The 19,772-nt window shown below is 72.1% G+C and carries 18 protein-coding genes; 2 read left to right on the top strand and 16 right to left on the bottom strand.

All coding sequences use genetic code 11. From position 1 onward, the window contains the following. Positions 1–343 precede the first annotated feature (343 nt). Positions 344–1,354: an aromatase/cyclase gene (locus ACFYW3_RS24870; protein WP_389387369.1), complete on the top strand. Its 1,011-nt coding sequence runs from the start codon at positions 344–346 to the stop codon at positions 1,352–1,354. Further along, on the top strand, positions 1,354–2,163 hold the full coding sequence (locus tag ACFYW3_RS24865; protein WP_351763492.1) for a 4'-phosphopantetheinyl transferase superfamily protein: 810 nt from the start codon (positions 1,354–1,356) through the stop codon (positions 2,161–2,163). The genes ACFYW3_RS24870 and ACFYW3_RS24865 overlap by 1 nt, the downstream gene beginning before the upstream one ends. A 103-nt stretch (positions 2,164–2,266) precedes the next feature. Here the strand turns inward: ACFYW3_RS24865 and ACFYW3_RS24860 are convergent, their stop codons facing one another. The 16 genes from ACFYW3_RS24860 to ACFYW3_RS24785 form a co-directional block, all read right to left on the bottom strand. Then, positions 2,267–2,506, bottom strand: a complete 240-nt coding sequence (locus ACFYW3_RS24860) for an acyl-CoA carboxylase epsilon subunit (protein WP_389387368.1) — start codon at positions 2,504–2,506, stop codon at positions 2,267–2,269. Positions 2,507–2,532: 26 nt separating this feature from the next. After that, on the bottom strand, positions 2,533–4,101 hold the full coding sequence (locus ACFYW3_RS24855; RefSeq protein ID WP_267803142.1) for an acyl-CoA carboxylase subunit beta: 1,569 nt from the start codon (positions 4,099–4,101) through the stop codon (positions 2,533–2,535). Positions 4,102–4,199: 98 nt separating this feature from the next. Next, entirely contained in the window at positions 4,200–4,559 is a 360-nt protein-coding gene (locus ACFYW3_RS24850; RefSeq protein WP_351763487.1) for a phosphopantetheine-binding protein, read from the bottom strand. Between the two features lie 42 nt (positions 4,560–4,601). Further along, entirely contained in the window at positions 4,602–5,891 is a 1,290-nt protein-coding gene (locus ACFYW3_RS24845) for an MFS transporter (protein WP_389387367.1), read from the bottom strand. 143 nt (positions 5,892–6,034) lie between these two features. After that, the gene (locus ACFYW3_RS24840) at positions 6,035–6,895 is read right to left on the bottom strand and encodes an alpha/beta fold hydrolase (protein ID WP_351763494.1); all 861 of its coding nucleotides are present in this window, start codon (positions 6,893–6,895) and stop codon (positions 6,035–6,037) included. A gap of 188 nt (positions 6,896–7,083) precedes the next feature. Continuing rightward, positions 7,084–8,598 carry an FAD-dependent monooxygenase gene (locus ACFYW3_RS24835; RefSeq protein ID WP_389387366.1) on the bottom strand — a complete coding sequence of 505 codons (1,515 nt, stop codon included), beginning with the start codon at positions 8,596–8,598 and terminating at the stop codon, positions 7,084–7,086. Between the two features lie 37 nt (positions 8,599–8,635). Continuing rightward, on the bottom strand, positions 8,636–10,213 hold the full coding sequence (locus ACFYW3_RS24830) for an FAD-dependent monooxygenase (RefSeq protein WP_389387365.1): 1,578 nt from the start codon (positions 10,211–10,213) through the stop codon (positions 8,636–8,638). Between the two features lies 1 nt (position 10,214). Then, positions 10,215–11,150, bottom strand: a complete 936-nt coding sequence (locus ACFYW3_RS24825) for an aromatase/cyclase (protein ID WP_389387364.1) — start codon at positions 11,148–11,150, stop codon at positions 10,215–10,217. Positions 11,151–11,209: 59 nt separating this feature from the next. Further along, positions 11,210–11,995 (bottom strand): 3-oxoacyl-ACP reductase FabG, encoded by a 786-nt coding sequence (gene fabG, locus ACFYW3_RS24820; RefSeq protein ID WP_351763707.1) that lies wholly within the window; start codon positions 11,993–11,995, stop codon positions 11,210–11,212. A 95-nt stretch (positions 11,996–12,090) separates the two neighbouring features. Continuing rightward, positions 12,091–12,363, bottom strand: coding sequence for an acyl carrier protein (locus tag ACFYW3_RS24815; protein ID WP_053677111.1), 273 nt, complete (start codon positions 12,361–12,363; stop codon positions 12,091–12,093). A gap of 188 nt (positions 12,364–12,551) precedes the next feature. Further along, positions 12,552–13,766, bottom strand: a complete 1,215-nt coding sequence (locus ACFYW3_RS24810) for a ketosynthase chain-length factor (protein ID WP_351763705.1) — start codon at positions 13,764–13,766, stop codon at positions 12,552–12,554. Further along, on the bottom strand, positions 13,763–15,034 hold the full coding sequence (locus tag ACFYW3_RS24805; RefSeq protein ID WP_351763703.1) for a beta-ketoacyl-[acyl-carrier-protein] synthase family protein: 1,272 nt from the start codon (positions 15,032–15,034) through the stop codon (positions 13,763–13,765). Before ACFYW3_RS24805 ends, ACFYW3_RS24810 begins: the two co-directional genes overlap by 4 nt. Then, a complete protein-coding gene (locus tag ACFYW3_RS24800) occupies positions 15,031–15,360 on the bottom strand; it encodes a TcmI family type II polyketide cyclase (RefSeq protein WP_351386728.1) in 330 nt (109 codons plus the stop codon). The genes ACFYW3_RS24805 and ACFYW3_RS24800 overlap by 4 nt, the downstream gene beginning before the upstream one ends. 135 nt (positions 15,361–15,495) lie before the next feature. Next, positions 15,496–17,256 (bottom strand): acetyl/propionyl/methylcrotonyl-CoA carboxylase subunit alpha, encoded by a 1,761-nt coding sequence (locus ACFYW3_RS24795; RefSeq protein WP_389387428.1) that lies wholly within the window; start codon positions 17,254–17,256, stop codon positions 15,496–15,498. Between the two features lie 244 nt (positions 17,257–17,500). Next, the gene (locus ACFYW3_RS24790; protein ID WP_389387363.1) at positions 17,501–18,436 is read right to left on the bottom strand and encodes an NAD-dependent epimerase/dehydratase family protein; all 936 of its coding nucleotides are present in this window, start codon (positions 18,434–18,436) and stop codon (positions 17,501–17,503) included. A 28-nt stretch (positions 18,437–18,464) separates the two neighbouring features. Then, positions 18,465–19,523 carry a ScbA/BarX family gamma-butyrolactone biosynthesis protein gene (locus ACFYW3_RS24785; RefSeq protein ID WP_351762977.1) on the bottom strand — a complete coding sequence of 353 codons (1,059 nt, stop codon included), beginning with the start codon at positions 19,521–19,523 and terminating at the stop codon, positions 18,465–18,467. Between the last annotated feature and the right edge of the window lie 249 nt (positions 19,524–19,772).

The following is a 19,772-nucleotide window of genomic DNA, read 5'->3' as shown; positions in this document are numbered from 1 at the left end:
CGGTGGGGGTTCCGGCCGGCTGTGCGGCGGCCGGAGCCCCCGCCGGGACCGCGTACGGACCCGGGCACGCGGGCCCCGAACCAGGCCGCCGCCGTCACAGCGACGCGGTGGCCCACTGACAGAAGTGCCGCTGCCGGGACCCCCGCCCGGCAGCGGCACTTCTGCGCTCCCCCGGGGTACGCCCCGCTCCCCCACCCGTCCCGTCCGCGGACATCACCCACAGATTTGCACCTCGCGGGCGAAGCGGGACGTCGTGTTCCCCCGTCAGTGCATCCCCACGGCCACATGCGGCGAACCCGGCTCCCGCAACTCCCCGCGCCCTTCAAGGACGAGGAGTCCGAACATGAAGCAAGCGGGCGTGCGCCAGACGGCGCACGAGATCACCGTGGCGGCCCCGGCGGCCACGGTCCACCGGTTGATCGCCGACGTCGACAACTGGCCCAGCACCTTCCCCGCCACCGTCCACGTCTCCCACGAGGAGGCCCCGGAGGGCGAGCAGCGGCTGCGCGTCTGGGACACCGCGGGCGCCGGCGGGGCGGTGCGCACCTGGCGGCTGCGCCGCATCGTCCAGGACGCCGACCTGCGGGTCAATTTCGAACTGCTGGCCACCGAGGCGCCCGTGGCCTCGATGGGCGGCGCGTGGCTCGTCGAGCCGCTCGACGAGAACTCCTCGCGGGTCCGGCTGTTCCACGAGTTCCGGGCCGAGGGCGAGGACCCGGCCGTGCTGGACCTCATCGGCGAGCGGGTGGGCCGGGAGGCCGAGGCCGAGTTGGCGGCGTTGAAGCGGAACGTGGAGTTCGCCCACGGCGCCGAGGACGTCACCTTCTCCTTCGAGGACACCGTCACCATCGACGGCTCCGCCAAGGACGCCTACGACTTCGTCAACGAAGCCCACCTGTGGTCCGAACGCCTGCCCCACGTCGCCACCGTCCGCCTCACCGAGGACACCCCCGGCGTCCAGACCCTCGAAATGGACACCCGCGCCAAGGACGGCTCCGTCCACACCACCAAGTCCCACCGCGTCACCTTCCCCCACCACAAGATCGCCTACCAACAGGTCACCCTCCCCGCCCTCATGACCCTCCACACCGGCTACTGGACCTTCCGCGACACCGACCACGGCGTCACCGCGAGCTCCCAGCACACCGTCACCCTCAACACCGACAACATCACCCGCATCCTGGGACCCGACGCCACCGTCGCCGACGCCCGCGCCTACGTCCACACCGCCCTCTCCACCAACAGCCTCGCCACCCTCAACCACGCCAAGACCCACGCCGAGAACCGACCCGAGACCCGTTCCGAGAGCCACACCGAAACCCGCGCGGAGACCCTTTCCGGGAACCAGCGCTGATGGCGGTGGCGAACGTACTGCCCCTCGGCGACGGGCAGTTGGACGTGTGGCTGCTGCCACCCCCCGAGTCGCCCCGTGACGTGCCCATGGGCGACCTGGACGACCGGGAGCTGCGGCGCGCGGAGGCGTACCGCCGCTCCGACGACCAGCGCATGTACGCGGCCGCGCACGTGGGTCTGCGCCGGGTCCTGGCCGTGTACACCGGCATCGCGCCCCGCAATCTCGCCATCGCCGGCGAACGGTACGACGGGTCGGGCGGCCGCAACGGCCGGCCCCGGGTGCTCGGCGTGCCGGGCGCCCCCCAGTTCTCCCTCTCGCACAGCCACGGCCTGGCCCTGGTGGCGGTGGCGGAGACCCGGGTGGGGGCCGATGTCCAGCGCATTCCCTCGGCCGGGACCGCGGAGGCCTGTCTGCCGGCGCTGCACCCGGTGGAACGCGAGGAGCTGGAACGGTTGCCCGAGGACCGCCGCACGGCGGCCTTCGGGCGGTTGTGGACCCGCAAGGAGGCCTACCTCAAGGGGATCGGCACCGGGCTGGCCCGCGGCACCCACCTCGACTACCTGGGCGAACAGCGGGCGCCGGACCGGCCCGAGGGGTGGGTGGTCGGCAATCTCCCGCTGTGTGACGGCCATGTGGCCGCGGTGGCGATCCTGGGCGACGGGGACCACCGCATCGTGATGCGGGCGGTACCGGACACCCTGCTGTACGCGCCGGAGGCGGCGGAACGCCTCGCCGGCGTCGAGCCGGGGCTGCGCACGGTCCTGCGGGACCACCGCCCCCGGTCCTCGCCGTCGGCCCGGGCGGCCTGAGCCGGAACACGGCGACAGGTCGACAGCACGAAGGGGCCGGGGAGAAATCCCCGGCCCCTTCGTGCTGTCCCGTCGCGAGCGGTGTCGCGTGCGCCCCGGAGCCTCAGGCGGCGCGTGGCGCGGGCCGCGCCGGTGAGCGCCAGGTGCGCGGCCCGTCGAAGCCGGCGACCCGGTCCGGGCGCCGCCAGAGGGCGACGACCTGCTGACGGCGGGCCACGTCGTCGGGTTCGACGCCCGCGCCCGCGGCGCGGGCGAGCAGGATCGCGGTCAGGGCGGCCAGTTCCTCCGGGGAGGGGTTGCCCCTGACGATGCGCAGCAGGTGTTCGTCGGCCGGTCCGTTCACGGCGGCTTCTCCTCTGGTCGGCGCGGTCACTGGGGCGGGTTGCCGTGCTTGCGCCGCGGCAGGTCGGCGTGTTTGGCGGCGAGCATCGCCAGCGAGCGGGCCAGCACGGAACGGGTGTCGCGCGGGTCGATGACGTCGTCCACGAGCCCGCGCTCGGCGGCGTAGTAGGGGTGGACGAGCTCTTCCTTGTACTGCGCGATCTTCTCGCGGCGCATCGCCTCCGGGTCGTCGGCGGCCGCGATCTCCCGCCGGAAGACCACGTTCGCGGCGCCCTCGGCGCCCATCACGGCGATCTCGTTGGTGGGCCACGCCAAGGCGATGTCCGCGCCGATGGAACGGGAGTCCATGACGATGTACGCGCCGCCGTACGCCTTGCGCAGCACCACGGAGACGCGCGGGACGGTGGCGTTGCAGTACGCGTACAGCAGCTTGGCGCCGCGCCGGATGATGCCCTCGTGTTCCTGGTCCACACCGGGCAGGAAGCCGGGGACGTCGACGAGGGTGACCAGCGGGATGTTGAAGGCGTCGCAGAACTGCACGAACCGCGCGCCCTTCTCGCTCGCCTTGATGTCGAGGACGCCGGCGGTCGAGGCGGGCTGGTTGGCGACGACGCCGACGGTGTGGCCGTCGATCCGGGCGAGTCCGCACACGATGTTCTGCGCCCAGGCCGCGTGGACCTCCATGAACTCGCTGTCGTCGACGAGTTCCTCGATGACTCCGCGGATGTCGTACGAGCGGTTCCCGTCGGCCGGCACCAGCTCCAGCAGCCGGTCGCCGAGACGGTCGGCGGGGTCCCCGCTGAGCACCCGGGGCGGCAGCTCGCGGTTGTTGGGGGGCAGCAGGGAGATCAGATAGCGGACCTCCGCCAGGCAGGTCTCCTCGTCGTCGTGGACGAAGTGGGCGACGCCCGAGGTGCCGGCGTGGACGTCGGCGCCGCCGAGGCCGTTCTGGGTGATCTCCTCGCCGGTCACCGCGCGGACCACGTCCGGGCCGGTGATGAACATCTGCGAGATGTCGCGGACCATGAAGATGAAGTCGGTGAGGGCCGGGGAGTACGCGGCGCCGCCGGCGCAGGGGCCGAGCATGACCGAGATCTGCGGGATGACGCCCGAGGCCTTGGTGTTGCGCTGGAAGATGCCGCCGTAGCCGGCGAGCGCGGAGACGCCCTCCTGGATACGGGCGCCCGCGCCGTCGTTGAGGGAGACCAGCGGCGCACCGGCCGCGATGGCCATGTCCATGATCTTGTGGATCTTCGTGGCGTGGGCCTCGCCCAGCGCGCCGCCGAAGATCCGGAAGTCGTGCGCGTACACGAAGACCGTACGGCCCTCGACCGTGCCCCAACCGGTGATCACACCGTCGCCGTACGGTTTCCTCGCCTCCAGGCCGAAGCCCGTGGCCCGGTGTCTGCGCAGCGGCTCGACCTCGCTGAAACTTCCCTTGTCGAGCAGCAGAGCGATCCGCTCGTGCGCGGTCAACTTGCCCTTCGCGTACTGGCGTTCGGTGGCCTTGGGGTCCGGTCCGTTGCGTGCCTCCTCCTTGTGGGCCTCCAGTTCATCGAGCCGTGCGGTGAGGGCCTCGGGTATCGCGGGCGGCATGGTGGGTCTCCTGTCCGGTGTCGGCGTGCGGGGGCGGTACGGGTGGTGGCGGGCGGCGTACGGGTGGCGGCGGTACGAACGTGGTGGCCGCCCGCGCCTCAGACGGTGGCGGTCTCGGGCCGGTCGACGGGCGGTGTCCCGGTGATCGCCAGCCGCGGTGCCAGCAGCTCGGCGAGCTCGGTGAGGGTGCCGTCCAACAGCGTCTGGGCGGACACCTCCGCACCCAGGTCCCGGCGGATCCCCCGGGCCAGGTGCAGGGCGTTGAGCAGGTCCAGCCCCTGGGTGCGCAGGGGCTGGTGCGGGCTGGTCCGGTGGCCCGGCGGGACCTGGAGCAGCTGGTCCAGGTGCAGGCGCAGGCAGTGGGCGAGGGTGGCGGTCAGGACGTCCGGGCTCATGGCGCGCAGTTCGGACAGGTCCGGGAGGTGCCCGATCGAGCCGTGCGCGGAGTCGTCGGTCATGTCGGTGCCTTTCGTCGGGTGCGCGCCGGGGTACGCCGTGTGTCAGGGGCGGCCGGCGGACCGGGTTGGGGGAAGGGGAGCGGGTCCGCAGGACTGCGACCCGGTGTCCGTGGCGGTCCGGGAGCCACGCCGAATCCGGGTCGCGGGCAGCGCCGCCAGGGCGGCGAGCAGCGACACGGATCCGCCGACCCACAGGCCCGAGCGCGCCCCGTAACGGCTGGTCAGCCAGCCGACGAGGAGGGCTCCCAGCGGGGTGAGGCCTTGCAGGATCAGCGTGTAGAGGGCCATCACCCGCCCCCGGTAGCGGGGGTCGCTGCCGAGCTGGATCCGGTGGTTGGCCGCCTGCGCGAAGTAGATCGTGGCGAAACCGGTCAGTGCGAGCAGGACGGCCGCCGAGACGTAGTCGGGGGCCCAGCCGGCGGCGGTCTCGCTCACGCCGAACGCCAGGGCCGAGCCGGTGACGGTCCGGGCCGCCGGGCGTCCGCTGCGGGCAGTGGTGGCGAACGCGGCGAGCAGCGAGCCGGCCGCGAAGGCGGTGGTGAGCAGGCCGAACGCGGTCGCGTCGGCGTGGAAGACGGTCTTGGCGAGCAGCGGCAGGGTGAGCTGGAAGTTGAAGCCGAACAGGCCGACGACCGCCAGCAGGGCCAACGGGACCAGCAGGTCGGGCCGGGCGCGGACGTACCGCAGCCCGTCCGCCACTCCCGATCCGCGGCCCGAGGGTTCGGAGCGCAGCAGTTCCGCGGGCCGCATCAGCCGCAGGGCCGCCACGGTGGCGAGGTAGCTGACCGCGTTGACGAGCATCACCGGCCCGGTGCCGACGGCCGAGATGAGCAGGCCGGCCAGGGCCGGGCCGACCACCCGCGCGGTGTTGAAGTAGGCGGCGCTCAGTGCGGAGGCGTTGGGCAGCAGGTCGGGGCCGACCAGCTCGGCGACGAACGCCATCCGGGCGGGCACCTCGAAGGCGTTGACGGTGCCGAGCCCGATCGCGAACAGGTACAGGTGCCACAGCCGCACGTCGCCCGCCAGGACCAGCGTGGCCAGGACGAGGGCCAGGGCGCCGGAGGCCAGGTTGGCGAGGGTGAGCAGCAGCCTCTTGTCGTGGCGGTCGGCGAGCCGGCCGCCGTACAGGGTGAGCAGCAGCATCGGTGTGAACTGCAGCGCGGTCAGGGTGCCCAGGGCGGTGGCGGAGTCCCCGGTCAGGTCCAGGACCAGCCAGTCCTGGGACACGACCATCATCCAGGTCCCCGCCACGGACACCACCTGCCCGGCCGCGAACAGCCGGAAGTTGCGTACGGCGAGCGAGCGGAAGGGCTTGGAACGTGTCTTGTCCATGGGGGGTGGTACGCCTCGCCTCTCGTGGTCTGCCTGTGCCGTGCCGTGCCGTGTCCTGCCATGTCCTGTGGTGCCGTGCGCCGTGTCCTGTGTGACGTGTCCTGTGTGACGTGTCCTGTGGTGCCGTGTCCGGTGTGCGTGTCTCAGGCCCGGGCCAGGCACTCCTCCAGGAAGGCCAGGGCGCGCAGGTGGTAGGAGCGGGCGACCCAGCCGAGGCTGAGGTTGTGCCCCGCGTCGGGCTGCCGGTCGATGGTGACGAACGGGGCCGCGGTGAACAGTTCGGCGATCTCGTCGAGGTCCTCCTCGTCGTTACGCCACCACAGTTCGTGCTCGGCGAAGGTGAGGCGGACCGGTACGGGCACCCGGGCGGCGGCAGCGGTGAAGCTCTCGGGCCAACGCGCCGCCTCCGCGCGCTCGCGCAACGGCATGGGGGCGACGAGCGCGGCGGCGTCCCGGAAGGTGTTCGGCGGGTAGAAGCGCAGGGCGCCCCAGTTCCGCTTCCAGTGGCCGTGCCGGTGCGGGTCGCGGAGGTCCCCGGGGTCGACCGCGTAGTCGCGGCCGCAGCCGGAGACGTCCAGGCCCAGCAGGGCGGGCCCGGCGGTTCCGGGACCGGCCTGTTCGGCGGCGTAGGTGAGGGCGAGCTTGCCGCCGAAGGAGTGCGCGACGAGGAAGACCCCGGCGCCGGAGGGGTACCGGTCGGCGAGGTGGGTGATCGCGGTCCTCAGCGCGGCGGACTGTTCGGACAGGTTCTGGCCGCGCGGCAGGTGCGCTGCGGACAGGCCGTAGCCGGGACGGTCCACGGCGACGACGGTGTAGCCGAGCCGGGCTCCGAGGGTGAGGAGGGAGACGTCCGGGTGGGCCTGGCCGTCGAAGTAGCCGGCGCTCATGCCGCCGCCGTGCACCGCGACGATGGTCGCGCGGGGCGGGCCGACGGGCTGGGCGATCAGCGCGGACAGGGTGAAGGCGCCTGCCTCCAGGGTGATCGGCCGGACACCCGGCGACATGCCGGGCGCGGTCTCGTCCGCCCCGACGGGCAGCAGGACGGGGGCGTTCACTGGGCCCCCCGGGCGTGGGCGGGCCGGTGGGTTCTTCGACTCATGATCTCTTCCTGGGACGGTGGGCGGGGCGGCCCCGGGGGCCGGGCGGACGGCCGAGGTGCCCGGCCGTTCCGGCTCCCGGGGTCCGGGCGTGGTCAGGCGGGGATGCCGAACCACTGCCGCAGGGCCGGGGCCAGTTCGGCGGGGTCGGTGCCCGCCCAGGCGACGTAGCCGTCGGGGCGGACCAGGACGGCCGTGGCGCCGGCGAAGACGGCCGGGTCCCGGGGGACGCCGGTGGTCGTGGTGACCCGGTCCTTCCAACCGGCAGCGGCCTCGCGCACGTCGGGGTCGTTGGCCAGGTCGAGGAGGACGCCGCGGGCGGGGTGCAGCAGTGCGGCGGTGCCCACGGGGCCGTCGGCCGTGATCAGGTCGCGCGGCGGGAGCCTGCGGCCGAGGAGCGGGTGGCGGTCCCCGGGCGCGGCCGGGTCCTCGCCGGTGGCCGGGGTCGCGTCGACGTCGTAGCGGACGTCGAGGTGGCTGACCATCCCGGCGAGGTGGCGCTTGACGGGGTCCAGCGCGATCAGTTCGGTGAACAGGGCCCGCAGCGGCTCCGATTCGACGCCGCCGAGGAACACGGTCCCCTGGGCGAGGGTGTTGGTCAGCAGCCGCGCCCCGACGGCGTGGCGCTCCTCGTGGTAGGTGTCGAGCAGCGATGCGGGGGCCCAGCCGGCGAGGGTCGCGGCGAGCTTCCAGCCGAGGTTCACGGCGTCCTGGACGCCGGTGCTCAGGCCCTGTCCGCCGGCGGGCAGGTGGATGTGGGCGGCGTCGCCGACCAGCAGCACGCGCCCGCGCCGGTACTCGCTCGCCTGCCGGGTGGCGTCGGTGAAGGAGCTGACCCAGTCGGCGCCGCCGCCGGAGATGTCCTCGCCGGTCAGCCGCTGCCAGGCCGCGGCGACCTCCGCGAAGTCGGGGGTCTGGCTGCGGTCGGCGGGCGGGGCGCCGTGCTCGCACACGATGATGCGGTCCACGCCCTCGGCGAGCGGCGCGGCCATCACCATGCCGGCGGGGACGCGCTCGCCGAGGAACCGGGGCGGTATCGAGCAGCCGACCACGTCGGCGAGGTACATGCCCCGAGTGGCGTCCGTGCCGGGGAAGGCGAACCCGGCGAGCCTGCGGACCAGGCTGTGTCCGCCGTCGGCGCCGACCAGCCAGCGGGCGCGCAGCCGCTGTTCGCCGTCGGGGCCGGCGACGGTGGCGGTGACCCCGTCCGCGTCCTGCTCCAGGTCGAGGAACTCCCACCCGCGCCGGATGTCGGTCCCCAGCTCGCGGGCCCAGTCCTCCAGGACGGTCTCGGTGCGCGACTGGGGGATGCCGCGGGCCCCGAAGTGGGCGTCCTCCAGGGCGGTGAAGTCGAACCGCACCCCGCCGAAGTGGCCCAGCGGGCTGGTCTCCAGCCCGCCGAAGCGGGGTACGAGGCCCCGCTGGTCGAAGGACTCCAGGGCGCGGGCGGTGAAGCCCAGGCCGCGGGACTGGCCGGTGGGCCGCTCCAGGCGTTCGGTGACGATGACGTCCGCGCCGCCCAGGCGCAGCTCGCCGGCGAGCATCAAGCCCGCCGGGCCGGCGCCGACGATGATGACGTCCGCGTCGATGGTGTCGACGTCCTTGGCCATGAGTGTGCCTTCCTGGTTGCCGGCGCCGGCCGCCGCCTCAGCGGGCGGCGGCGGTCGCGGCGTGTCGGTGGGTGGGGTGCGCGCCGTCCGTGCCGGCGGGCGCGGTGGCCGGTGCGCCGAACCAGCGGCGCAGCGCGGTGTGCGGGCCCCGCGGGTCGGTGCCGGGGTCGCCGGCCCAGACGACGTGTCCGTCGGGCCGTACGAGGAGGGCCTCGCCGGGGGTCAGCGCACTGCCGGCCAGGGGGCGGGCGGTGATGTGGTCGACCCGGTCCGCCCAGGGGGCGAAGGTGGCCGGGTCCGCGCCCGTGCCGAGGTCGAGCAGCAGGCCGCGGCCGGTGCGCAGCAGTGCGGCGGTGGTGTCGTCGGCCGGTCCGTCCAGCGCGGAGGGGGGCAGCCGGCGGCCGAGGAGCGGGTGGTCCGTGCCCGGTCGCCCGGTGTCGGCGTCGTCCGTGACGGGGTAGCGGATGCCGAGGCCGCTGACGGCGCCGGCCAGTTCGGTGCGTACCCCGTCGAGCGCGACGAGTTCGGTGAGCAGGGTGCGGGCCGGTTCGACCTCGGGTCCGCCGAGCAGCAGCAGGGTCTGGGCCCGGATGTTGGCCAGGACCGCGGCGCCGACGGCGTGGCGTTCGGTGTGGTAGCTGTCCAGGAGCCCGTCGGGGGCGTCGCCGCGCACTTCGGCGGCGAGCTTCCAGCCGAGGTTGAAGGCGTCCTGCACGCCGAGGTTGAGGGCTTGTCCGCCGCTGGGCATCTGCTGGTGCGCGGCGTCGCCGGCGAACAGGATCCGGCCGTGCCGGTACCGGGCGAGTTGCCGGTTGGCGTCGCCGAAGGCGTTGACCCACAGGGGGCTGCCGTGGGCGATGTCCTCGCCGGTCACCCGCTGCCAGGCGTCGACGACCTCGTCGAACGCGGGGGCGCCGGAGCGCGGGACGGCCCGTTTGCCGAACTCGTGCACCATCACGCGGGTGACGCCGTCGCGGGTGGCGGAGATGGCCAGGCCGTCGGGCAGGCGCAGGAAGCGTCGGTCGGGCGTCTCGACTCCGCCGAGGTCGGCCCGCAGCAGTTCGCGTTCGGCGTCGCGGCCGGGGAAGTCGGCGCCGATGAGCCGCCGTACGGTGCTGTCCTCGCCGTCGCAGCCGACCAGGTACCGGGCGTTGATGCGGACCGGGCCGTCCGGGCCGATGCCGTCGGCCGTCACCCCGTCCGGTCCGGCGGTCAGGGCGACCAGTTGGTGGCGGCGGAGCAGGCCCGCGCCCAGCTCGACGGCCCGGTCCTGGAGGAGTTCCTCCGTGCGCCGCTGGGGCACCTTCCACTGGCCGGGGTGGGAACCGGGCAGGGTGAGGTCCAGTCCGATGCCGCCGAAGTGCCCGCGCGGCTCGCGGGGCGGGGTGCCCAGCTCGGCCAGCAGGCCCCGACTGTCGAAGATCTCCATGGTGCGGGCGTGCAGGGTGGTCGCCCGGGATTCGGTGGTCGGGCCGGGGCGCTGGTCGAGGACGAGCACCCCGACCCCGCCGAGTCCGAGCTCGCAGGCGAGCATCAGTCCGGCGGGGCCGGCTCCGACCACCAGGACGTCGGTGTCCAGGGGTCCCCGCGCGATGTCGGGGTGGTCCGATGCCATGTCAGTTCTGGTTCTCGGCGTGGGTCTTGGCGTGGTTGAGGGTGGCGAGGCTGTTGGTGGAGAGGGCGGTGTGGACGTAGGCGCGGGCGTCGGCGACGGTGGCGTCGGGTCCCAGGATGCGGGTGATGTTGTCGGTGTTGAGGGTGACGGTGTGCTGGGAGCTCGCGGTGACGCCGTGGTCGGTGTCGCGGAAGGTCCAGTAGCCGGTGTGGAGGGTCATGAGGGCGGGGAGGGTGACCTGTTTGTAGGCGATCTTGTGGTGGGGGAAGGTGACGCGGTGGGACTTGGTGGTGTGGACGGAGCCGTCCTTGGCGCGGGTGTCCATCTCGAGGGTCTGGACGCCGGGGGTGTCCTCGGTGAGGCGGACGGTGGCGACGTGGGGCAGGCGTTCGGACCACAGGTGGGCTTCGTTGACGAAGTCGTAGGCGTCCTTGGCGGAGCCGTCGATGGTGACGGTGTCCTCGAAGGAGAAGGTGACGTCCTCGGCGCCGTGGGCGAACTCCACGTTCCGCTTCAACGCCGCCAACTCGGAGCGGCTGTTCTTGTCGACGGCCTCGTCGATCCAGAGCAGGTCGTGCGCGTCGTCGTCGATCGCCCGGTAGTCGTGGAGCAGCCGGACCCGCGAGGAGTTCTCGTCGAGCGGCTCGATGATCCACGCGCCGCCCATCGAGGCGACCGGGTTGGTGGTGACCTCTTGGCGGAAGGTGATCCGCAGGCCCTGCGGGTCGAGTTCGCGGCGCGAGGTCCAGTTCTTCGGTTGGCCGTTGGCGGTGGCCCAGATCCGGATGCGCTCGTGCGTGCCGTTGAAGTCGACCCGGTCCACGTGGATGGTGGGCGGGAAGATGCGCGGCCAGTTGACGACGTCGGCCAGCAGCCGGTACACGTCCGATGCCGGCGCGGCGATGGTGATCTCGTGCTCAACCTCGCGGGTTGTCATGACGGCTTCCTCTTCGAGAACTCGGGCGCGTCGGCACCCTGGTGGCAAGGGGGTGCGGATCAGAAGTTGCCGAGCCCGCCGCAGACGTTGATCGCCTGCGCCGTGACGGACGCGGCGGTGTCGGAGGCGAGGTAGGCGACCATGCCGGCGACCTCTTCGGGCGTGGAGTACCGGCCGAGCGGGATCTTCGACTGGAACTTGTCGAGGATGGCGTCCTCGGAGGTGTCGTAGGCGGCGGCGTATCCGGCGCGGACGCGCTGGGCCATGGGCGTCTCGACGTAGCCGGGGCAGACGGCGTTGACCGTGATCCCGGTGGGGGCGAGTTCGTTGCCGAGGGCCTTGGTGAAGCCGACCACGCCGTGCTTGGAGGCCGAGTACGGGGCGCCCAGGACGACGCCCTGCTTGCCGGCGGTGGAGGCGATGTTGATGATGCGGCCGCGGTTCTTGTGGCGCATCCCGCCGGTGTTGAGAACTTCCTTGGTCAGCCGGAAGACGCTGGTGAGGTTGGTGTCGATGACATCCGCCCACAGCTCCTCGTCGATGTCCGCGGTGACACCGCCACCGGACCGGCCGGCGTTGTTGACCAGCACGTCGACGCTGCCGAAGCGGTCGACCGCGGCCTGGACGAACGCGGCGGCGGAAGCCGAGTCCCGTACGTCGAGGACCGTTCCTTCGGCTTCGAGGCCCTCCGCCTGGAGCTCCTTGACCGTGGCGGCGACATTGTCGGCGTTGCGCGCGCCGATGAAGACCGCGTGCCCCTGGGCACCCAGTGCGCGGGCCGTGGCCAGGCCGATGCCGCTGGTGGCGCCCGTGATCAGGGCGATCCGCTTCTCCTGCGTCGACATGATTCGTCTACTCCGTAAGTGTCCGGGGGTGATTCGGCGGGGCCGGGCGGAACGCGTCCGCCCGGCCCGGGGAACGAACTGGTGCGGCGGGCCGCTCAGGCGGCGCTGGGCACCGCGGTGAGGTGGCCGTTGACGGCCGCGATCAGCGCGCGCGGGGTGTCGGCGTCGGTGAGCAGGTCCTCGTCGAGGACGATCTTGTACTCGCGCTCGATGCGGCTGCCGGTCTCCAGCAGGGCGAGGGACTCGTAGCCGAGCGCCTCGAACTGGACGTCGAGGATGTCACCGTCGAGGTCGACGCCCTCGTCGGCGCCGGCGCCTTCGAGGAGGATCCGCCGCAGGTCGTCAAGGGTGAAGGTCTGAGTGGACACGTGGGGCCCTTCATGGCTCGTGGATGGGTGGTGTGGGGATGGTGCGTGTGGGGGGTCCGTGGGACGTGGGGGGTCCGTGGGATGTGAGGCGGTGGGGGAAGGCGTCCTCCGCCGCCGGTCGGGGGGTGGCGGCGGCGGGGGACGCCGGGTTCATGGCCGGCCGTCGTACGGGGACCGGCGGGCGGGACCTACTCCGCGGCGCGGACGACGACGGCCGAGTTGAAGCCGCCGTAGCCGCGGGCCACGACCAGGGCGGTGCGGACCTGCGCGGCGCGCGGCCGGTCCACGACCAGGTCGAGCGCGTACTCCTCGGCCGGGTGCACGTTGACGGTCGGGGGGATGAGCCCGTCCTCGATCGCCAGCAGGGCGGTCGCGACGTCCAGCGGCGCCGCGCCCGAGTACAGCCGGCCCGTCATCGTCTTGGGTGCGGTGACCGGGACGCCCCGCTCGCCGAAGACGGCGCCGATGGCCTCGGCCTCGACACGGTCCAGTTCCGGGACACCGGCGGCGTCCGCGAAGACCACGTCCACGTCCTCGGGCCGAACACCCGCGTCGTCGAGGGCGAATTCGATGGCCTTGCGCAGCGCGGGCTCCCGGTCGCTGCCGGGCGCCGCGTCGAAGGTGGCGCCGTAGCCGGCGATCTCGCCGTAGATCTTCGCGCCGCGCGCACGGGCCGACTGCGCCGACTCCATGATCAGGATGGCGCCGCCCTCCCCGGGCACGTAGCCCGAGGCGTCCGCGTCGAACGGCAGGAACGCGCGGGTCGGCTCGTCACTGGTGCTCAGCCGCTTGGCGGCGAGCTGCGCGACCCAACCCCACGGGCAGATCGAGGCGTCGACCCCGCCCGACACGATCATCGGGGTGCCCTTGCGGATCAGCCGGCGGCCCTGCGCCAGCGCGTCCAGACCGCCGGCCTCGTCGCTGACGATCACTCCGCTGGGGCCCTTGAGCCCGCTGCGGATGGAGATCTGGCCGCTGTTGACGGCGTAGAACCAGGCGAAGGACTGGTACGCGCTGACGTACTGCGCGCCCTGGCTCCACAGCTTCTGCAGCTCGTTCTGCCCGAACTCGAAGCCGCCCGAAGAACTGGCCGTGACCACGCCCATGTCGTACTCGGGCAGGCTCTGCGGGTCGACGCCCGCGTCGGCCAGCGCCCACTCGGCGGCGACCAGCGCGAGGCGCGTCATCCGGTCGGTCTGCGGGAGCAGCCGGCTCGGCAGCAGCTCCTCGTCGGAGAAGCCGGGTATCTCGCCGGCGAGGGTGGACGGGTAGCCGGCGGGGTCGAACCGGGTGACCCGGCCGATGCCGTTCTTGCCCGTCCGGGTCGCCGCCCAGTAGTCCTCCGTGCCCAGGCCGTTGGGCGCCGTGATGCCCAGACCCGTCACCACAACCGAGGTGGTCATGCCACGCTCCTCTCGGGACGCGCCAGCACCATGGCGCTCTGGAAACCGCCGAAGCCGCTTCCGACGGTCAGGACCGCGTCGGTCAACTGCTCCCGGGCGACCAGGGGGACGTAGTCGAGGTCGCACTCCGGGTCCGGGGTGTGGAGGTTCGCCGTCGGCGGGACGACGTTGTTCTCCATCGCCAGCGCGGACGCGGCGATCTCGATGGAGCCGATGGCGCCGAGCGAGTGCCCGACCATCGACTTGATCGAGCTGACCGGGGTCCGGTAGGCATGGTCGCCCAGGCTCCGCTTGAACGCGGCGGTCTCGTGGCGGTCGTTCTGCTTGGTGCCCGAGCCGTGCGCGTTGATGTAGTCGATCTCGGTCGGGTTCATCTTGGCCTCGCACAGCGCGACCCGGATGGCCTCCGCCATCTCCTTGCCGTCCGGCCGCAGACCGGTCATGTGGTAGGCGTTGGAGCGGGTGGCGTAGCCGGCTATCTCGGCGTAGACGTGCGCGCCGCGCTTCCTGGCGTGCTCCAACTCCTCCAGGACGAACACCGCCGCGCCCTCGCCCAGGACGAAGCCGTTGCGGGTTCCGTCGAAGGGCCGGGAGGCGTGACCGGGGTCGTCGTGGCGGGGGGTGGTCGCCTTGATCGCGTCGAAGCAGGCCATGGTGATCGGCGAGATCGGCGCGTCCGAGGACCCGGCGATCATCACGTCGACCGAGCCCTCGCGGAGCAGGTCCACGGCGTGACCGACCGAGTCGATGCCCGAGGTGCAGCCGGTGGAGACCACGGTGCTGGGCCCCTGCGCGCCGACCGCCCAGGCGACCTCGGCGGTGAAGGAGCTCGGCACCAGGTAGTTGTAGAGGTGCGGGACCGCGTACTCGTGGTCGACCAGGTGGAGTCGGCCGCCGTCGCTGACGACGTTGTACTCCTCGTCGAGGCCCATCGTGGCGCCGACGGCGCTGCCGATGGTGACGCCCACGCGGTACGGGTCGTACGTCTCCAGATCGATGCCGCTGTCGGCGACGGCGCCGCGGGCGGCGACCACCGCGAACTGCGCGGCCCGGTCCATGCGCCGGATCTCCTGCGGGGTCAGGCCGTGTTCCTGCGGATCGAAGTCGATCTCGGCGGCGACCCGCGAACGGAAGGGGCTGGGGTCGAAGAAGGTGATGCCGCGGGTCGCGGTGCGGCCCTCGCTCAGCAGGTTCCAGAAGTTCTTGGTCCCGACACCACCGGGCGCGAGCACCTCGATGCCGGTGATGACCACACGTCGTCCGGTCACGCGGACGCCTCCCAGGTGTAGAAGCGCTTCGCCATCGCGTCGGCGGGGGAACGCCAGGTGGCGGGGTCGTAGGCCCCGATGAACGGCTTGAGGTCCTCGCTGATGCCCACGAAGCGCGGGTCACCCTTCGCGGCCTCGATCAGCTCGCCACCGTTGTCGGTGTCGAAGTCCTGCAAATGGAAGTACAGGCCCCGGTATTCGAAAAGCTGCCGGCGGCGCGTACCCATGCGGTGGGGCATCTCGGTGGCGTCGAACTCACCGAAGAGTTTGGCGACGTCAATGCTGGAACCGGGATCCATCCGCGCCACGATCAAAGTGCTGTGCATTCGTTCCCTCTCCTCACGACCCATGAATTGGAATTAAGTATGCGAGGCCCGAATGACGTTTTCAACGAAGATTACGTCAGGGAATTGTCAGGACTCGCAAGAATTCCGCAGGCGAATTCAGCGGAATGCCATGTATCAGTCCTTGATCTCGCAGATGGTGGCGCCGGAGGTGAGGGAGGCGCCGACTTCGGCCTTGAGGCCGACGATGGTGCCGGAGCGGTGTGCGTTGAGGGGCTGTTCCATCTTCATGGCCTCGAGGACGACGATCAGGTCGCCCTCGTTGACCTGCTGGCCTTCCTCGACGGCGATCTTGACGATGGTTCCCTGCATCGGGGAGGCCAGGGTGTCGCCGGAGGCGGCCGGGCCGGACTTCTTGGCGGCGCGGCGCTTGGGCTTGGCGCCGCCGGCTGCGGCGGTGCGGGCCAGGGTCATGCCCAGCGAGGACGGGAGGGAGACCTCCAGTCGCTTGCCGCCGACCTCGACGACGACGGTCTCGCGGCCGGGCTCGTCCTCGGCGTCCTCCGCGGCGGGGGCCACGAACGCCTTGATGTCGTTGACGAACTCGGTTTCGATCCAGCGGGTGTGGACCGTGAACGGTCCTTCCGTGGGGGCGAAGGCGGGGTCGGTGACGACGGCGCGGTGGAAGGGGAGGGCGGTGGCCATGCCCTCGATCTCGAACTCGGCGAGTGCGCGGGCGGCGCGTTGGAGGGCCTGTTCGCGGGTGGCGCCGGTGACGATCAGCTTGGCGAGGAGGGAGTCCCAGGCGGGGCCGATGACGGAGCCGGACTCGACGCCCGCGTCGAGGCGGACGCCGGGGCCGGAGGGGGGTGCGAAGCGGGTGACGGTGCCGGGGGCGGGCAGGAAGCCGCGGCCGGGGTCCTCGCCGTTGATGCGGAACTCGAGGGAGTGTCCGCGCAGTACCGGGTCGTCGTAGCCGAGTGCCTCGCCGTCGGCGATGCGGAACATCTCCCGCACCAGGTCGAGGCCGGAGACCTCCTCGGTGACGGGGTGTTCGACCTGGAGGCGGGTGTTGACCTCCAGGAAGGAGATCAGGCCGTCGGCGGAGACCAGGAACTCCACGGTGCCGGCGCCGACGTAGCCGGCTTCCTTCAGGATGGCCTTGGACGCGGCGTACAGCTCGGCGTTCTGGGCGTCCGTCAGGAACGGGGCCGGGGCCTCCTCGACCAGCTTCTGGTGGCGGCGCTGGAGCGAGCAGTCGCGGGTGGAGACGACGACGACGTTGCCGTGGGTGTCGGCCAGGCACTGGGTCTCGACGTGGCGGGGCTTGTCGAGGTAGCGCTCGACGAAGCACTCGCCGCGTCCGAACGCGGCGACGGCCTCGCGGACGGCGGAGTCGTACAGCTCGGGGACCTCTTCGAGGGTCCGGGCGACCTTCAGGCCGCGACCGCCGCCACCGAACGCGGCCTTGATCGCGATCGGGAGGCCGTGTTCCTTCGCGAAGGCCACGACCTCCTCGGACCCGGAGACCGGGTCGGGGGTGCCGGCGACCAGCGGGGCGCCGGCGCGTTGGGCGATGTGACGGGCGGCGACCTTGTCACCCAGATCACGGATGGCCTGCGGCGGCGGCCCGATCCACGTCAGACCCGCGTCCAGGACGGCCTGCGCGAAGTCGGCGTTCTCCGACAGGAAGCCGTACCCGGGATGGATCGCGTCCGCGCCGGAGTCCGCCGCCGCCCGCAGGACCTTCGCGATGTCCAAATAGCTGGCGGCCGGGGTGTCACCACCCAACGCGAACGCCTCATCCGCCACACGCACATGCAGAGCGTCCCGATCCGGATCCGCGTAGACAGCCACACTCCCGATACCCGCATCCCGGCAAGCCCGAGCAACGCGGACAGCGATTTCACCACGGTTGGCGATGAGCACCTTGCGCACGATGAACGTCTCCTGACTCATTCGGAGTCACCAGACTGTGCGGTGTTCGGCCAAATGTTCAATGAGGCCGTTTACAGGACTGCGTCAGAATCGCCAAGGCGCATACATGCGTGATGCGCCTGTGTCGGAATTTGGGAAAGAAACGGCCAGGTGTCCGTCAAACCTGTCGGACGAGGACGCGAACACGTCCACCATGTGCGGGTGCAGCAGCACCGGGCTGCCGCACCCGCGAGGCGATATCCGGTCAGGCGGCCCGGACCAGTTCCCGGTACCAGTCCCCCGTCGCGGGGAATTCCTCCTCGAATCCCGGACCGGGCACCATGCGGAGATCGGTCCACAAGGGTGCGCTGTCGAACCAGTGGCTGGTGGCCAGCATGTCGATCGCCTTGGTCGCGTACGCGTCGCCCGCCAGGAGCGCGCGTGCTTCGTCGACCGTCGGGCCGCCCCTCGTGGGGGGCAGTCCGGCGCAGCGGGCCACCGCGGCCAACAGCGCCGCCGCGGTGACGGGGCGGGGGTGGGCAGCGTGGTAGACGGACGCGGTCAGGCTCGTGGCCGGTGCGCGTGCGACCCCCACCAGCAGGGTGGCCAGTTCGGTCGCGGAGACCACGGACATGCGCGCGTTCCAGTCCGGCACGCCTGCGGGCAGCGCGTTCAGGAGCCGGACCAGGCCCGGCACGACCCAGCGGTCTCCCTCGCCGTACACGAGGTGGGGGCGCAGTACGATCCCGCCGGCGTCGAGAACCGTGTCCTCCGCCGCCGCCCGGGTGAGGGAGGTGGGCGAGGACGGGCGGCGGGTGAGCCGCTCCGGACGGGCACGGTGGTAGGTGCCCCGCCCGTAGACGGAGGCGGTGCCGAGGTACACGATGCGGGACACTCCCGCACGCCGGGCCTCGGCGACCAGGGCGGCGGTTCCCCGGGCGTTGACGGCCTCGTTGTCCTCGGCCGTCCCGCCGATGCGGGAGGCGCAGTGCAGCAGTACGTCGATTCCCTCGCACACGCCCCGCAGCGAGCGCGGGTCGGCGAGGTCGGCCCGTACGACACGAACGGGGCCGGCGGAGGAGGGGGCGGAGGCGGACTCCGAGGGCGGGCGGTGGTGGGTCATCACCGTCAGTGCCGCGCCGAGACGGCCGGCTTCACGTGTGACATGGCTTCCGACGAAGCCGGCCGCACCAGTGATCATGAGCACGCGGACTCCCGTCAGGATGGGATCAACCGTTGCGGGGACTGAGTACCAGGTCGGCGGCGAAGACGGTCTGATCGTCCTGGAAACCGCAGACCTGTACGAGGATGTGGCCGGCGGCGTCGACGAGACCGGGATGGGCCTCTATGCGGCAGGGCCTGTCGAGCTCGGCGTAGCGGGCGAAGGTGCTGTCGAGGCTGATGACGAGGGCGTCCGGCAGGCCGGTGGAGGCGTGCGCGGCCTGCCGGGCCGCCTCCAGGAGCACCATGCCCGGGACGTGGTCGACCGGGTGGTCGAAGAAGATCGGGTGCGTGCTGTCGACGCGCAACTCCCACTGGTGGTCCCGCTCGGCCGTCGGATCCTCGGTGAGGACCACGTGCGTGGGGGCGGTACGGCCGACCAGGGCCGGGTCGATCGGGCTGCCGGGGACGCGGTCCGTGCTGGTGGGGCGGTCCCCCCGCAGTCTTCGGTGCACGGCCGGGCTGGTGCAGCTGAACGCCGCCCCCGCGGTGGCCAGCGGCACGCCGTCGACCAGGGCGGTGACGTCGTAGCGCATCCCGGAGAGGACCCTGCCCCGACGGACCACGTCGTGGCACACGGTGCGCAGTTCCACCTCGGCGGGGGCGGGGCCGGCCACGAGGAGGTCCTTGGTGGTGGCGAACGACATGTCCCACATCAGGAACTGGTGGCCGAAGGGGACGTCGAACTCGGCGTGCGAGAGCAGGGCGCCGATCTGGCGCACGGACTCGATCAGCAGCATCGGGTCCTGGTAGCCGCCGGTCTGGGAGAACAGCGAGTGTCCCCGGGGCCATTGGGACCGGACGACGAAGGCGTCGGGCCCGTCGGGAACGCTTTCGATGCCGGGTCGCGGACCCGAGCGGCGGGTGGGCGAGGCATCGGCGGCCGGCTCCCAGCCGGTGAGCAGGACTTCGGAGACGGCGGCGCGGTGGACGTACTCGCGCGGAACGGTCGTGGTGAGACCGGCGTGCCCGGTGGTGGTGCGAGGTTGAGGAACCGCGGTGCGAGGCTGCGGAACTAAGGCGCTGTCCCGAACGGGCTCGCGGGTCGTGGACGCAAGAGACGGCATGCGTAGCACTCCTGATCTGATGCTGGGCAGGGGTCGGCGAGCCAAACACCAGCAGCCACCCCCCGTGGCTGACGCTCTGTTGCGGCCTCAAGATACAGACAGGTCGGTTCGGTAGGTCAAGTAAAGGCTTGGTCTGCAAACCGCCCAAAGCCCGTGCAGGACACACCTTCTTCACCCCCCTCGCCCCCAGACTCTCGCAGAGCATTCCGGACGGAGGTGGATACGTCCTGACGTGCGCGTTTCGGCCAC

It is taken from the genome of Streptomyces sp. NPDC002602 (genome assembly GCF_042889445.1).
Classification (GTDB): Bacteria; Actinomycetota; Actinomycetes; order Streptomycetales; family Streptomycetaceae; genus Streptomyces.
This window is presented reverse-complemented; position numbering and strand designations above follow the sequence as displayed.

What these genes read in the sequence shown, in the direction of transcription:
- ACFYW3_RS24870 (WP_389387369.1), top strand. Translation starts at nt 344, where the DNA reads ATGAAGCAAGCGGGCGTGCGCCAGACGGCGCACGAGATCACCGTGGCG.
- ACFYW3_RS24865 (WP_351763492.1), top strand. Translation starts at nt 1,354, where the DNA reads ATGGCGGTGGCGAACGTACTGCCCCTCGGCGACGGGCAGTTGGACGTG.
- ACFYW3_RS24855 (WP_267803142.1), bottom strand. Translation starts at nt 4,101, where the DNA reads ATGCCGCCCGCGATACCCGAGGCCCTCACCGCACGGCTCGATGAACTG.
- ACFYW3_RS24850 (WP_351763487.1), bottom strand. Translation starts at nt 4,559, where the DNA reads ATGACCGACGACTCCGCGCACGGCTCGATCGGGCACCTCCCGGACCTG.
- ACFYW3_RS24845 (WP_389387367.1), bottom strand. Translation starts at nt 5,891, where the DNA reads ATGGACAAGACACGTTCCAAGCCCTTCCGCTCGCTCGCCGTACGCAAC.
- ACFYW3_RS24840 (WP_351763494.1), bottom strand. Translation starts at nt 6,895, where the DNA reads ATGTCGCCGGGTGTCCGGCCGATCACCCTGGAGGCAGGCGCCTTCACC.
- ACFYW3_RS24835 (WP_389387366.1), bottom strand. Translation starts at nt 8,598, where the DNA reads ATGGCCAAGGACGTCGACACCATCGACGCGGACGTCATCATCGTCGGC.
- ACFYW3_RS24830 (WP_389387365.1), bottom strand. Translation starts at nt 10,213, where the DNA reads ATGGCATCGGACCACCCCGACATCGCGCGGGGACCCCTGGACACCGAC.
- ACFYW3_RS24825 (WP_389387364.1), bottom strand. Translation starts at nt 11,150, where the DNA reads ATGACAACCCGCGAGGTTGAGCACGAGATCACCATCGCCGCGCCGGCA.
- fabG (WP_351763707.1), bottom strand. Translation starts at nt 11,995, where the DNA reads ATGTCGACGCAGGAGAAGCGGATCGCCCTGATCACGGGCGCCACCAGC.
- ACFYW3_RS24810 (WP_351763705.1), bottom strand. Translation starts at nt 13,766, where the DNA reads ATGACCACCTCGGTTGTGGTGACGGGTCTGGGCATCACGGCGCCCAAC.
- ACFYW3_RS24800 (WP_351386728.1), bottom strand. Translation starts at nt 15,360, where the DNA reads ATGCACAGCACTTTGATCGTGGCGCGGATGGATCCCGGTTCCAGCATT.
- ACFYW3_RS24790 (WP_389387363.1), bottom strand. Translation starts at nt 18,436, where the DNA reads ATGATCACTGGTGCGGCCGGCTTCGTCGGAAGCCATGTCACACGTGAA.
- ACFYW3_RS24785 (WP_351762977.1), bottom strand. Translation starts at nt 19,523, where the DNA reads ATGCCGTCTCTTGCGTCCACGACCCGCGAGCCCGTTCGGGACAGCGCC.